We start from the raw sequence: 12,611 nt of genomic DNA on the forward strand, positions 1-12,611 counted from the left end.
CCGTCCACCGGGGTGGACGGCACGCCGCGAGCCGGCGGGGGTTCAGGCGGGCGTCTCGGCGGGCTCGGGGGCCTTGACCGGGACCTGCTCGGCGTGGGCGGGGAGTGCGGGGACGAGGAGCGCGGCGGCGGTTCCGGCGGCGAGGGCGGCGACGGCGAGCCAGAGGGCGGGCTGGAGGCCGTCGATGAACGCCTGCGGGGTGGTGAAGTCGCCCCGGGCGGCGAAGACGGCGCCGAGGACCGCGATGCCGAGGACGGTGCCGAACTGGCGCAGCGAGTTGCTCACGCCGGACGCGACGCCGGCCAGTTCGGGCGGGGCGAAGCCGAGGACGGCGCGGGCGATGGGCGGGAAGAACAGTCCCATCCCGATGCCGGCGAGGACGAACGCGGGGACCATCTCGCCGTAGGAGGCGGTCGGCGACAGGACGGCGGCGAGCCAGCCGAGGCCGGCGGTCTGGAACGCCAGCGCGAGGGCCAGCACGTTGCGGACGCCGATGCGGGCGATGAGCGGCGCGGTCAGCGGGGCGACGAGCAGCGGCATGCCGGTCCACGGCAGGGAGCGGACGCCGGCGTCGAGCGGGCTCATCCGCAGGACGCCCTGCATGAACTGGATGAGCAGGAACGTGGCGCCGAACATGGCGAACGACATGATCAGTGAGAGGACGTTGACGAGGCTGAACCCGCGGCTGCGGAACATCCGCATCGGCAGGACCGGCTCGGCGGTGCGCAGCTCGCGGACGATGAAGGCGGCCACCAGCACGCCCCCGCCGATCAGGGAGCCGAGGACCTGCGCGCTCGTCCAGCCGTGCTCGTTGGCGCGGACGAGGCCGAGGACGAGGCCGAGGACGCCGCCCGCGATGAGGACGGTGCCGGCGAGGTCGAGGCGCTTGGCGGCGCCGCGGCTCTCGGTGAGGAACCCGGGGGCGAGGGCGAGCAGCACGGCGCCGACGGGGACGTTGATCCAGAAGATCCACTGCCAGGTGGCGGCCTGGGTGACGGCGCCGCCGAGGACGGGGCCGAGTGCGACGCCGAGGCCGCTCATCATGCTCCAGGCGGCGAGCGCGACGCCGCGCCGGGCGGGCGGCACGGCGGCGGCGAGGAGGGTGAGGGTGAGCGGCAGGACGATCGCGCCGCCGGCGCCCTGGACGGCGCGCGCCGCGATGAGCGTGCCGATGTTGGGGGCGAGCGCGGCGGCGGCGGACGCGGCGGTGAAGACGGCGAGGCCGGCGATGAACATCCGGCGGCGTCCCCACCGGTCGGCGATCGCGGCGGCGGGCAGCAGCAGGACGGCGAACGTGAGCGTGTAGGCGTTGACCGTCCATTCGAGACCTTCGAGGCCGGTGCCGAGGTCGGTGCGGATGTCGGGGAGGGCGTTGGTGACGATGAGGTTGTCGAGCGCCACCATGAACAGCGCGATGCCGGTGACGATGAAGGTGCGGAGGGGGTGCGGCCGGTTCATTAGTTATCACTCACTAACTTCAGTGGGCAAGAAAAAAGGGGATGGGACGGCGGGTCGCCGATGCCGTCCCGCTACCTACGACTCCTCCTCCGGGACCGTGGCCGTCGCGTCGAGATCGGCTCCGCGCAGGCTCTCCGCCCAGTCGCGCAGCGACTCGGGGAGCAGGTGCTCGCCGGGGACGTACGGGACCTTGAACGCGGTGAGCACGTTGATCAGCATCCCGATGGACAGGAAACGGGTGACCACCTCCGGCTCCGTGCCGGACACGTCGGCGACCAGCCGCCACAGGCGCGCCCACCGGGCGTGCCCGATCCGGCTGATCTCCTCGTCCTCCACGGCGGCGGCGTAGAGCTGCAGCTGGAAGCGCAGGAGGTGCGGGTCCTCCTTGAGGAGGCCCCGGTAGGCGTCGGCCATCGCGGCGGTCGCGTCCTTGCCGCGGCGGCCGCCGGCCGCCTCCCGGAGCAGTTCCTCCAGGTCGGCGAAGCAGCGGTCGGCCGCGGCCAGGAACAGGGCGCGCTTGGTCGGGAACAGCCGGAACATGTACGGCTGCGAGACGCCGACGCGCTCGGCGATGGAGGCGGTGGACGTGCCCTCGTAGCCGCCGCGCGCGAACTCGGCCATCGCGGCCTTGATCGCCATCTCGCGGCGCTCGTCGGCGCTCATCCTCGGGCTCATGGAGAGAAAGTTAGTGTCCAATCACTAACTTCGTCAAGAGGGTCGCCGATCCCGTTCTGGACGGCCTCCAAAGCGCCTCCTCCACCGCGCCGTCGAGGCGTAGCGGCGCTCTCCGGGCGCGGCCGCCGGGTCAGCCGCCGAGCCCGCGCTCCCCGGGGTGGTCGGCGTCCCAGCGGGCGCGGGCGGCGGCGATGCCGTCCTTGTGGTCGCGGGACCAGTCGGCGAGCGCGGCCACGGCGCCCGCGAGGCTGCGGCCCGTCGAGGTGAGGCGATAGTCGGTCTGCGGCGGGATGGTCGGGTAGGCGGTCCGCTCGACGAGCCCGTCCCGGCACAGCCGCTTGGTCGTCAGCGTCAGCATGCGCTGCGAGATCCCGGGGATCGCGCGCTGCAACTCGCGGAACCGGCGCACGCCCTTCGACAGCTCCACGAGCACCAGGACCGTCCACCGGTCACCGAGCCGGTCGAGCACGTCCCGGATGCCGCAGTCGTCGTCACCGCACGGCCCGGGGGCGGGCGCCTCCCCCGCCTGGGAGGTTACGGCGGTGTTCGTGACTGACATGAGAATGCCTCCTTACGGACCCGCCGGATAGCGCGGATGCTCGGACCTGCCTTCATCCGATCAACACAGGGAGTGTCCCGATGATTCTCGTGACCGGCGTCTCCGGCTCGCTCGGCGGCCTGATCCGCGACGGCCTCTGCGCCGCAGGCGGCCTGGAGGTGGTGGGGGGCACCCGCTCCGGCGACGGCCGCACGGCCCGCCGGATCGACTTCGACGATCACGCGAGCCTCGCCGAGGGCTTGCGGGGCGTCGACGTGCTGGTGCTCGTGTCCGCCGGATACGCCGAGGACGACGTCGTCCTGGCCCGCCACGGGGCGGTGGCCGACGCGGCGGCAGCGGCGGGAGTGCGGCACGTGGTCTACACGAGCCTGGCGGGCTCGGGGGACCTGACGACGCTCGCGCTCCCGCATCGCTGGACCGAGTCCCGCCTGGCGGCCGGGCCGTTCGACGTGACGTTCCTGCGCAACGGCCTGTACGCGGAGGTGCCGGTCGGGCTCGCGGCGGCGGGCGCCGCCTCCGCCGCGCAGACCGGCGTCTTCGCCGCCGCCTTCGGCGACGGCCGGGTGTCCGTGGTGGTCCGGGAGGACCTCGCGGACGTGGCGGTGCGCGTCGCGGCCGAGACCGAGCGGGACCTCGCGGCGGGCGGCCGCGGCCGGCACGCCGGGAAGACCTACGAGCTGGAGGGCGTCACCGCGATCGGCGGCGCGGACATCGCGGACGTCCTCACCGAGGCGCTCGGCCGTCAGGTCCGCTACCAGCCGATCTCCATCGCCGACGCGCGCGGCGCCCTCGCGGGCAGCGGCCTGGAGCCGTACCAGATCACGCACACGCTGTCGGTGTTCTCCAACATCGGCGCGGGCCTGATGCACGCCGGCCGCACCGACCTCACCGCGCTCCTGCCGGCCGCGCCCCGCTCCGTCCGCGACCTCATCGTGGACGCCGTGAAGGCGGGCGGGTTCCGGTCGGAGTCGATCACCGTCCGGTCGCCGGCCGCGACGTAGTGACCCGCTGCGAGGGGGCCCGCGCGGGCCGCCAGGGCACGCGGGCGGTGGTTCAGAGGGTGACGCCGACCATGACGGGCTCGTTCACCAGCTCCACACCGAACGCGTCGCGGACGCCCGCGCGGACCTCCCGGGCCAGCTCCAGCAGATCCTCGGTGGACGCGCCGCCCGGGTTCGTCAGCGCGAGCGTGTGCTTGGTGGAGATCCGCACCGGGCCGCGCGCGTGGCCCTTCGCGAACCCCGCCTTGTCGATCAGCCAGGCGGCGGACGTCTTGGTCCGCCCGTCCGGCTCCGGGTAGCGCGGGAACGCCGCGTCCGGGCCGAGCCGCTCGGCGACGCGGCGCTCCAGCGCGGCGAGCTGCTCCGCGGTGAGGATCGGGTTGGTGAAGAACGAGCCGGCGCTGCGCGAGTCGGGGTCGGCGGCGTCCAGGACCATGCCCTTGCCGCGCCGCAGTTCCAGGACGGCGTCGCGCGCCTCCTTCAGCGACACCCGCTCGCCGGGCGACACACCGAGGCGCTTCGCCAGCTCCGCGTACGCGATCGGCTGCGACTCCTCCGTCTCGCGGAGCGCGTACGTCACGTCCAGGACCACGTACCGGTCGTTGCCCTTGAACACGCTGTGCCGGTAGGTGAAGCGGCACGCGTCGCGGTCGAGGGTGACGCACGCGCGCGCCTGACGGTCATACGCGCGGACTTCCACGATCGTCTCGCTGACGTCCTGCCCGTACGCGCCGACGTTCTGGATCGGGGTCGCCCCGACCCGTCCCGGGATTCCGGACAGGCACTCGACGCCGGCCAGCCCGTCCGTCACGCAGCGCGCGACGAACGGGTCCCAGTCCTCGCCGGCCCGCACCCGGACGAGGACGGTGTCGCCCTCGCCGGCGGTGCGCTCGACGCCGCGCGCGCCGACGTGCACCACGGTCCCGGGGAACCCGGCGTCCGCGACCACGAGGTTGCTGCCGCCGCCGAGCACCAGCACCGGCTCGCCCTCGTCGTCGGCCTTGCGGACCGCCGCGACCAGCTCCGCCTCCGACGTCGCCTCGACGAAGCGCCGCGCCGGACCGCCCAGCCGCAGCGTGGTGTACCCGGCCAGGTTCACCTCTTCCGCGAACACCGCCACCGTGCTGTCCCCTCCCCGTACGTGCACGTCCGCACCGGCCGGACGTCCGGCCGGTGCGTGCCCCGGCGCGCCTCAGGCGAGCCGGACGACGGCCTTGGCGCGCGTGAGGACCTTCTGGTCGTTCGACCGGGCGGTGAGCGCCACGACGACCTTGTTGTCGTCGAGCTTCTCCTCCACCTTGCCGCTGATCTCCAGGGTCGCGCCGCCCTCGTCGGGCACCACGACCGGCGTTGAGAACCGTACCCCGTAGTCCACCACGGCGCCCGGATCGCCGACCCAGTCGGTGACGTACCGGCCGCCCTGCGCCATCGTGAACATGCCGTGCGCGATCACGTCCGGCAGCCCGACGGCCTTGGCGAAGCTCTCCCGCCAGTGGATCGGGTTGAAGTCGCCGGACGCGCCCGCGTACATCACCAGGTTCGCGCGGTCGACCGGGTAGGTCTGCGCGGGGATCTCGGTGCCGACCTCGACGTCTGCGTAGTTCACCTTCGCGGTCATCAGGCCCCCCGCTCCACGATCGTGTTGTAGGACTTGCAGATCAGCTCGCCCTCGACGGTCTTCACGTCCGTCTCGATGACCATCTTCTCGTTGTTGCCGATCGACCTGATCTCGGTGATCGTCGAGGTGCAGGTCACCACGTCGCCGGCGCGCATCGGCCGGGTGTACTCGAAGCGCTGCTCGCCGTGCACGACCATCGCGTAGTTGAGGTTGAGGTCCGGGTCCGCGAGACCGGCGTTGCCGAGCGACACCACGATCGGGAACGTCGGCGGGGCGATGACGTCGGGGTGGCCCGCCGCCTTCGCGGCCTCGCGGTCGCGGTAGATCGGGTTGTGGTCGCCGATGGCGTCCGCGAACTCGCGGATCTTCACGCGGGAGACCTCATAGGGCTCGGTGGGTGGGAAGCTTCGCCCGATGAAGTCGCGGTTGAGTGCCATGCAGTCCGTCCCTCCAGGTCCCGGCGGGGTCGCGCGGCGGCGTCGCCCTCGTCCGAGCACATTTGCAACGTCTCGACGGACCGTAACAGAATGACGTTCAGCCCGCCCCCGCGGGTCTCAGTAGCGGGAAACGGGCTGATCGATGTCAGGGCAAGCGTGCCGAGAAGTCCGTCGCGGTCCGGTCGCCGGAGCGCCGTGATCGCCGGTTCTGCTGTTCTGCCGGGGACGGCGCGGGCGTGGCCGCGGGCCGTCCGGGCCGCTGGTTAGCGGGTCTCCCGGTGCGGGCGGTGGGTCCGGCAGTTGGGGCAGTACTTCTTGATCTCGAGGCGGTCCGGGTCGTTGCGCCGGTTCTTCCGCGTGATGTAGTTGCGGTGCTTGCACTCCTGGCAGGCCAGCGTGATCTTCGGCCGTACGTCGGTGGCAGCCACGATGGAGTGCCTTTCTGAGCTAGGAACATGGACTACGCATCCCGGCCGCCCGTGGAAGGGCGGCCGGAGATTCGACCCAGCCCTGCTCACCCCCGCGGGGGTGAGAGAGATGGGTAGTAGCGAGGGCCGGACTTGAACCGGCGACACAGCGATTATGAGCCGCTTGCTCTGCCTGACTGAGCTACCCCGCCGCGCTGGTCGGTGTGGACCGGTTAGCAAGGATACCGGATGCTCACCTGACCTCGGAAACGCGAATTCCCGGACCGTGATCGGGGAATCGGTGTTCCGCGGCCCCGCGGGCCGAACCCCAGAGTACCCGGTGGATGTGGGTGACCCGGCGAACGCCCTGCTGGAACCGGTGGGACGGTATCACAGGGCCCCGTTCGGAGCGAATCGGTCCGCGCCCGCCCGTCCCGGCGCGCACGGAGGTTCCCCCGTGCGGCGGACGGCGGCCCGGAACGACGAAGGCCGCCCTCCGAGTGTTCCGGATGGCGGCCGTGGTGCCGTTGAGCCCCTTTACGGAATCGAACCGTAGACCTTCTCCTTACCATGGAGACGCTCTGCCGACTGAGCTAAAGGGGCTTGCGTCGTTCGCGCAGGGAAAACGATACACGGACTCGGGACCGCGCGCGAACTGGATTGCCCGGGACTCCGCCGGCAGGCGTCTCCGCTGGTCAGCGCAGCAGGCTCCGGGCGATGACGAGCTGCTGGATCTGGCTGGTGCCCTCGTAGATGCGGAACAGGCGCACGTCGCGGAAGAACCGTTCGACGGAGACGCCGCGCATGTAGCCCATGCCGCCGAAGACCTGGACGCCGCGGTCGGCGACGCGTCCGACCATCTCGGAGCAGAAGTACTTGGCGCAGGACGGGCCGAGCTTGGTGTCCTCGCCGGCGTCGTAGGCGCGGGCGGCCTCCAGCACCATGGACCGTCCGGCGTAGAGCTCGGCCTGGGAGTCGGCGATGAGGCCCTGGATGAGCTGGTACTCGCCGATGGCGCTGCCGCCCTGGCTGCGGTTCTTGGCGTACTCGACGGTGTCGTCGAGGATGCGCTGGGCGAGGCCGACGCAGAGGGCGGCGATGCTGAGGCGCCCGTGGGCGAGGGACGCCATGGCGGTGCGGAAGCCGGTGCCCTCGGGCCCGACCATCGCGGTCGCGGGGACGCGGACGCCGTCGAAGAACACCTCGGCGGTGTGGGCGCCGCGCTGGCCCATCTTCTGGTCGGCGGGGCCGACGCTGAGGCCCGGGGTGCCGCTCTCGACGAGGAAGGTGGAGATGCCGCGAGAGCCGGTGCCGCCGGTCCGGGCGAAGACCATGAAGACGTCGGCCTCGGGGGCGTTGGTGATGAACCGCTTGGCGCCGTCGATCACGTAGTCGTCGCCGTCGCGGACGGCGGCCGTGGACAGCGTGCTCGGGTCGGAGCCGGCCTCGGCCTCGGTGAGCGCGAACGCGCCGACGATCTCGCCGGACGCGAGGCGCGGCAGCCAGGCGGCCTTCTGCCCGTCGGTGCCGGAGTGCACCAGGACCTGCCCGGCGATGCCGTTGCTGGTGCCGAACATGGAGCGGAACGCGGGGCTGGTGTAGCCGAGCTCGAAGACGAGCCGGACCTCCTCGCTCAGCGACAGGCCGAGCCCGCCGTACTCCTCGGGCAGGGCGTATCCGAACAGCCCCATGTCCCGGGACGTCCGCCGCAGCGGCTCCGGGATCTCGTCGGTCTCCTCGATCTCCTCCTCGCGGGGGACGACCTCGTCGCGGACGAAGCTGCGGACGGCCTTGAGCACGTCGGCGAAATCCTGTGGCTCCATGCCGACATTCTAGAATCAGATTCCACAATGTTCGCGCGGCGCCCCGGCTGTGCCAGGGTGATCTTCATGAGTGCGGCGTTCAACCAGATCGTCGACGAGATCGTCCGTGCGGCGCTCGTCGAGGACCGGTCCTTCGGTGACCTCCTCTCCCGGCTGATGCGGGAGGCGCAGGCGGTGCCCGTCGCCGCGAAGACGGCGGCGCTGCCCCGGATGGCGGAGGGCATCCGCGAGGCGCCGGTGAACCTCGGCGGGTGGCTCGCGGTCGTGTCCGGCGCCTGGATCGAGGACGGCGCCGACCCCGACCCGGTCGGCCCCGCCCTCGTCCACCGGCTCACCGAGGCGACCGCGGCGGCCCTCGCGTTCGGCAACGCCTGGACGGAGGCGACCGGCGGCAAACCGCCCGACATGGAGGAGGAGCAGCCCTCCCAGCAGGTCTTCGACACCGTCCGGCCGGTGCTCGGCGACGGCACCGTGACCGCGATGATGTCGTGGTTCGCGCTGCCGCAGTTCGCGATGGCGTCCAGCACCGTCCTGCAGACGTCCCCGGCCACCCGGACCGGCCTCGACGACCGCGACTTCCGCGCGTTCGCCGCCGGAAAGGCCGCCGAGTACCTGCCGCACATGGACCACGTCCAGGCGCTGCTGCGGGTGCTGGACGGCGAGCGGATCCTCGTCCTGGACCGCGCCACCCGGCACGGCTGGACGGTCACCATCGGCGGCATCGGCGACAACTTCCAGCTGCACATGCTGCTCGGCGGCGCCCTCATCGGGCGTCCCGGCTGCATGCCCGGCACCCCGCCGCCGGCCGAGATCGTCGCGTCCTTCCTGGACGCGGACGTCCCGCCGGGCCGGCCGATCGCCTCCAGCCCGTGGAACCTCGTCGACGCCCACGGCGAATGGATCTACAACGAGGGCGTGCCCGCCGACATCCCGGCCGTCAACGGCACCCGCGTCGTCGTCCTGGACCCGCCGTCCTACGAGCGCACCTTCCCGGCGGGACGCCGGTTCCCGCGCATGCCCGCGACCCTGCGCGTCGACGGCATGCACCTGCCGGACGACCTCGCGGCCTGGTGGTCGCACATCGCCCCGGCGACCCGCTGACCCGCCGACCCGCCGGGCCTCCGGGCCGCTGACCCGGCGGGCCGCTGACCGCGTCCTAGAAGCGGACGAGGACGGCGGTCGCGTCGTCGTGGCGCTTGCCCCGCGCGACCGCCTCCTCCGCCTCCTCCGCGGCCCGGGTCCGCCGGACCAGCTCGCGCGGGCCCTCGTCGTCCAGCACGCGCAGCAGGCCGTCCCAGTCCAGCAGGCCGAACCGCTCCACCAGCCGGGACGCGCCGTCGCTCAGCACCGCCGCCCGCCGCAGCCCCGCGGCGGGCACCTCGCCGGTCAGCCCCTCGTACGCCGCCTCCGGCTTCGTGCTCGCCACCCAGAACCCGCCCGGGCTGTTGCGCGCCTTCCGGACCGCGTCCAGCGTGTAGCTCGGCAGCCGATCGACGCGGTCGTCCCGGACCACCCGGACCTCCCCCACGTCCAGCACGATCGGCGAGTCCGCCAGCACGAACCACTCCACCGCGCCGCCACGTCGCCTTAGTAGCGACACCGTGGCGGACGGGCTGTCCGGGTTCGCCAGGTCGCACGTGCCGGTGTGCGCCTCCCCCGTCACCTTGATCGCCTCGGCGACCAGGTCCGGCAGCGGTTTGCCGTCCTCCAGCGCCATCCGCGCCGCGATCTGCCCGCCGAGCCGCCGCACCAGCCACGCCGGGTCGTGCACGCAGCCGCTGTCCACCCCCGGCGGCGCCGTCGCCCCGTCCAGCAGCACGACCCACCCGGGGCCCGCCGCGACGAAGTCCTCGTTCGGCCGCCCCGGCGTCGCCTCGCTCGCATAACTCACCTGCACGAAGCCAGGTCTACCCGTTCGAACCCGACATGCCCGAAACGTCCACGAAACCCTCACCCTCCGTCCCGTGAACCTTGCCCTGAGCAGGGATCACTCGTCGACGGCGACGCCGAATCCGCGGGCCAGCTCCGCGAGCCCGAACTCGTGCCCCTGGCCGACCACCCGCAGCCGCCAGACGTCGCCGCGCCGGTAGACCTCCGCGAGCAGCATCGTCCGCTCGCTCGTCCCCGCGTCGAGCGTCGCCTGGACGAACGCGCTCTCCGCGTCGTCCGGTCCCACCACCAGCTCGACGGCGCCGAGGTCGCCGAACGTCGCGTCGCCGTCGATCGCGGCCGAGACGGTGACCGTCCGCACGGCCTCCGGCAGCGCCGCGAGGTCCACGACGACCTGCTGCTCGGCCGGGCCGTCCGCCACGAGCCGCACCGCCCCGTCCGGCGTCTCCGCCGCGTTGTAGAAGACGAAGTCCTCGTCGCCGGACACCTGGCCGTCCTCGTCCAGCGCGAACGCCACCACGTCCACTTCGCAGGACGGGTGCCGCACCCACGACGCCTCGACCGTCCACCGCCCGCCGCGGGGCAGGTCGACGGCCCCGCCGCGCGGCAGGACCCGCGGCCCCGCGCGCACCGGCCCGCGCTCGGGCGCCTCCAGCCAGCCCTCCTCGTGCACCGGGAGCTCCAGCTCGGCCACCCGTTCCATACGGCGGTCGCCCCCGTCGAGTGCCACCACGTCAGTGACGCTCGCCGAAAGGTTGATCGCCGCCGCCCCTCCCAGTTCCACGACCCGCCCTCGCGCCTGGGACGCCTTCGGATGGGTCCCGCCGAGCACGAGCACCCGCCGCCCGTCCAGCGGCCGCGCGGCCTCGGCTTTCGGAACCGGCGCCCTGACCACGGACCGCGTTTCACCGTGCGGCGCGCCCGGACGCACGTCGTCGAGCAGCCGCAGGAATGCGCGCTCATCGATGACGGGCACACCGTTCTCCCGCGCCTTGCGGGCCTTGGCCGTCGCGGAAGAACCGTCATTGGTCACGAGCACGCTGGTGAAACGGCTGACCGACGACATGACGTTCAACCCGGCGGCCACCGCCCGCGCGACGAGTTCCTCGCGCGGAACACCCGTCTCGCCGGTGATCGCGATTTTCATGCCCTGGACGAGCGGCGCCCCGCCTTCGAGACGCCCCGGGCACCGGAACGCGCAGCGGACCTTCGGCGCGGACGGCCGGAAAACCCCGTTCTGCTTGGGCGGACACGTCACCAGCGGCAGCCGGACCCCCAGCCGCGCCGCCTCGTCGAGCGACCCGCGCAGCACCCCGGCGAGCGCCCGGACGTCCTCCCTCGCGTCGTGCGCCCGCCCCATCCGCACGCCGTAATGCGCGGCCAGGGTGGCGAGCTTCAGATCGGACGTCGCCGGAGCCAGACGCCGGTTGAGGGCGAGCGTGCACAACCTCGACTCGACCGGAAGGCTCTTGCCCGCCCGCATGAACTCCTGAGCGAGGAATCCGTAGTCGAAAGGCGCGTTGTGCGCCACGAGAACCCGCCCTTTGAGCATTCCCGCGACCCGCTCGGCGACGTCGCCGAACTTCGGAGACCCCTTCAGCCGATCGGCCGTCAGCCCATGAATGTGCACCGGCCCCGGATCACATCCCGGATCGAGCAGCGTCGAGAACTCCTCCCCCGGCCGCCCGTCCTTTCCGACCGTCGCCACGGCAATGGAGAGCACCCTGTGCTGGACGGCCCGGAACCCGGACGTCTCCACGTCCACCAACGCCCACTCCTGGGAGAACACGACCATGGCGAAACGCTAGGCATCCCCTCACGCGAATTCGTTCCCCTGCCCACAACCGGTCACGAACCCCGGGGAAAACCCGGACCCGAAAGCGGCAATTCAGGCCGAGACCTCCGATCACCAGGTGGACGGGAACATGCGGTGTCTCAGGACGGCGTCGACCCGCACGGCCGCGGCCTCCACGTCACCGCAGCGCGCGAGGAAGCGGCGCCCACCGCCCACGTCCTCGAAGTAACCCCACGCCCCGCCGGACGTGGCGTGGACACCGACCGCCACCCGCACGTGCCGGTGCCCGCGCCCGAACGCGAACACCCACAGCAGCAGCGGCCGGGCCGGCAGTTCCTCGGCGCGGTAGAGCTTCACGAACCGGTAGCCCTTCGCGAGGACGGCGGTGGCGAGCAGATCGAGATGATGCGTCGCGGCGGCACGGTGCCCGATGCGCCGCCGCAGGACGCACGGCCTCAAGGCGCGTAGGCCGCCCATACGACCTTCCCCTCCTCGACGAGCGGCCGGACGCCCCAGTCCTGCACGAGCTGCGCCAGCATCAGCAGGCCCCGCCCGCTGGTCGCGTCGTGATTCTCCGGACGGACTTCGGGAGTCCCCGCGCCCTGGTCCCAGACCTCGATCCGCACGAGCCCGTCCCGCACGTCCGGCAGGACGCGGACGACGATGTGCCCGAACCCCACGTGCTTGTAGCTGTTGGTCACCAGCTCGGTAACCACGATGCGGCCGACATAGGTCTCCGCGATCCCCAGTTCCTGGAACCGCTCCACAAGGAAGCGGCGTGCCTGGCCCGGCGCCTGATCGGTCGGCGCGAGCACGAGAGCCGGTGACTCCGGCGTGAATGCTGCTGGCTCCATCGGTGTACGCCCTTCGAGCGCGAACGTCGGCGACCTCGGACGGCCCACACCACGAATCGGCAGATCCCGCCCTAAATCACTCTCTGTTATCGAA

14 protein-coding genes and 2 tRNA genes are annotated in these 12,611 nt (G+C 72.4%); 2 read left to right on the forward strand and 14 right to left on the reverse strand.

The annotated features are described in order from the left end of the window. Positions 1 to 42: 42 nt before the first annotated feature. From ABZ914_RS05330 to ABZ914_RS05340, 3 genes are all read right to left on the reverse strand, one after another. Positions 43 to 1,458, reverse strand: coding sequence for an MFS transporter (locus ABZ914_RS05330; RefSeq protein ID WP_500191822.1), 1,416 nt, complete (start codon positions 1,456 to 1,458; stop codon positions 43 to 45). Between the two features lie 75 nt (positions 1,459 to 1,533). After that, positions 1,534 to 2,133: a TetR/AcrR family transcriptional regulator gene (locus tag ABZ914_RS05335; protein ID WP_500191823.1), complete on the reverse strand. Its 600-nt coding sequence runs from the start codon at positions 2,131 to 2,133 to the stop codon at positions 1,534 to 1,536. Between the two features lie 130 nt (positions 2,134 to 2,263). Next, entirely contained in the window at positions 2,264 to 2,692 is a 429-nt protein-coding gene (locus ABZ914_RS05340; protein WP_500191824.1) for a winged helix-turn-helix transcriptional regulator, read from the reverse strand. 80 nt (positions 2,693 to 2,772) lie between these two features. On the opposite strand from ABZ914_RS05340, the gene ABZ914_RS05345 reads away from it, so the two are divergent. Then, entirely contained in the window at positions 2,773 to 3,693 is a 921-nt protein-coding gene (locus ABZ914_RS05345; protein ID WP_500191826.1) for an NmrA family NAD(P)-binding protein, read from the forward strand. A gap of 52 nt (positions 3,694 to 3,745) precedes the next feature. Here ABZ914_RS05345 and ABZ914_RS05350 read toward each other — a convergent pair whose 3' ends face one another. From ABZ914_RS05350 to ABZ914_RS05380, 7 genes are all read right to left on the reverse strand, one after another. Continuing rightward, positions 3,746 to 4,813 carry a UDP-N-acetylmuramate dehydrogenase gene (locus ABZ914_RS05350; RefSeq protein ID WP_500191886.1) on the reverse strand — a complete coding sequence of 356 codons (1,068 nt, stop codon included), beginning with the start codon at positions 4,811 to 4,813 and terminating at the stop codon, positions 3,746 to 3,748. Positions 4,814 to 4,885: 72 nt separating this feature from the next. Then, positions 4,886 to 5,311, reverse strand: coding sequence for a MaoC family dehydratase (locus ABZ914_RS05355; RefSeq protein WP_190863936.1), 426 nt, complete (start codon positions 5,309 to 5,311; stop codon positions 4,886 to 4,888). Next, positions 5,311 to 5,748, reverse strand: coding sequence for a MaoC family dehydratase N-terminal domain-containing protein (locus ABZ914_RS05360; protein ID WP_433142162.1), 438 nt, complete (start codon positions 5,746 to 5,748; stop codon positions 5,311 to 5,313). The genes ABZ914_RS05355 and ABZ914_RS05360 overlap by 1 nt, the downstream gene beginning before the upstream one ends. A 263-nt stretch (positions 5,749 to 6,011) precedes the next feature. Then, entirely contained in the window at positions 6,012 to 6,176 is a 165-nt protein-coding gene (rpmG, locus tag ABZ914_RS05365; protein ID WP_026404241.1) for a 50S ribosomal protein L33, read from the reverse strand. A gap of 117 nt (positions 6,177 to 6,293) precedes the next feature. Then, positions 6,294 to 6,367 (reverse strand) — tRNA-Met (locus tag ABZ914_RS05370). A 318-nt stretch (positions 6,368 to 6,685) separates the two neighbouring features. Then, positions 6,686 to 6,758, reverse strand: a tRNA-Thr gene (locus tag ABZ914_RS05375). 92 nt (positions 6,759 to 6,850) lie between these two features. Continuing rightward, complete coding sequence (locus ABZ914_RS05380; protein ID WP_500191828.1) at positions 6,851 to 7,978, reverse strand: acyl-CoA dehydrogenase family protein; 1,128 nt, start codon at positions 7,976 to 7,978, stop codon at positions 6,851 to 6,853. Between the two features lie 66 nt (positions 7,979 to 8,044). Between ABZ914_RS05380 and ABZ914_RS05385 the strand changes: the two genes are divergently transcribed. Further along, the gene (locus tag ABZ914_RS05385; RefSeq protein WP_500191830.1) at positions 8,045 to 9,079 is read left to right on the forward strand and encodes a hypothetical protein; all 1,035 of its coding nucleotides are present in this window, start codon (positions 8,045 to 8,047) and stop codon (positions 9,077 to 9,079) included. Between the two features lie 55 nt (positions 9,080 to 9,134). Here ABZ914_RS05385 and ABZ914_RS05390 read toward each other — a convergent pair whose 3' ends face one another. The 4 genes from ABZ914_RS05390 to ABZ914_RS05405 form a co-directional block, all read right to left on the reverse strand. Beyond that, positions 9,135 to 9,875, reverse strand: a complete 741-nt coding sequence (locus ABZ914_RS05390) for a protein phosphatase 2C domain-containing protein (protein WP_190863928.1) — start codon at positions 9,873 to 9,875, stop codon at positions 9,135 to 9,137. 90 nt (positions 9,876 to 9,965) lie between these two features. After that, a complete protein-coding gene (locus ABZ914_RS05395) occupies positions 9,966 to 11,663 on the reverse strand; it encodes a TerD family protein (protein ID WP_500191832.1) in 1,698 nt (565 codons plus the stop codon). A 111-nt stretch (positions 11,664 to 11,774) separates the two neighbouring features. Then, complete coding sequence (locus ABZ914_RS05400; protein ID WP_500191833.1) at positions 11,775 to 12,140, reverse strand: hypothetical protein; 366 nt, start codon at positions 12,138 to 12,140, stop codon at positions 11,775 to 11,777. Then, entirely contained in the window at positions 12,119 to 12,517 is a 399-nt protein-coding gene (locus ABZ914_RS05405; RefSeq protein WP_433142178.1) for an ATP-binding protein, read from the reverse strand. Before ABZ914_RS05405 ends, ABZ914_RS05400 begins: the two co-directional genes overlap by 22 nt. Between the last annotated feature and the right edge of the window lie 94 nt (positions 12,518 to 12,611).

The sequence above is a fragment of the Spirillospora sp. NPDC046719 genome (assembly GCF_040645715.1).
GTDB lineage: Bacteria > Actinomycetota > Actinomycetes > Streptosporangiales > Streptosporangiaceae > Spirillospora.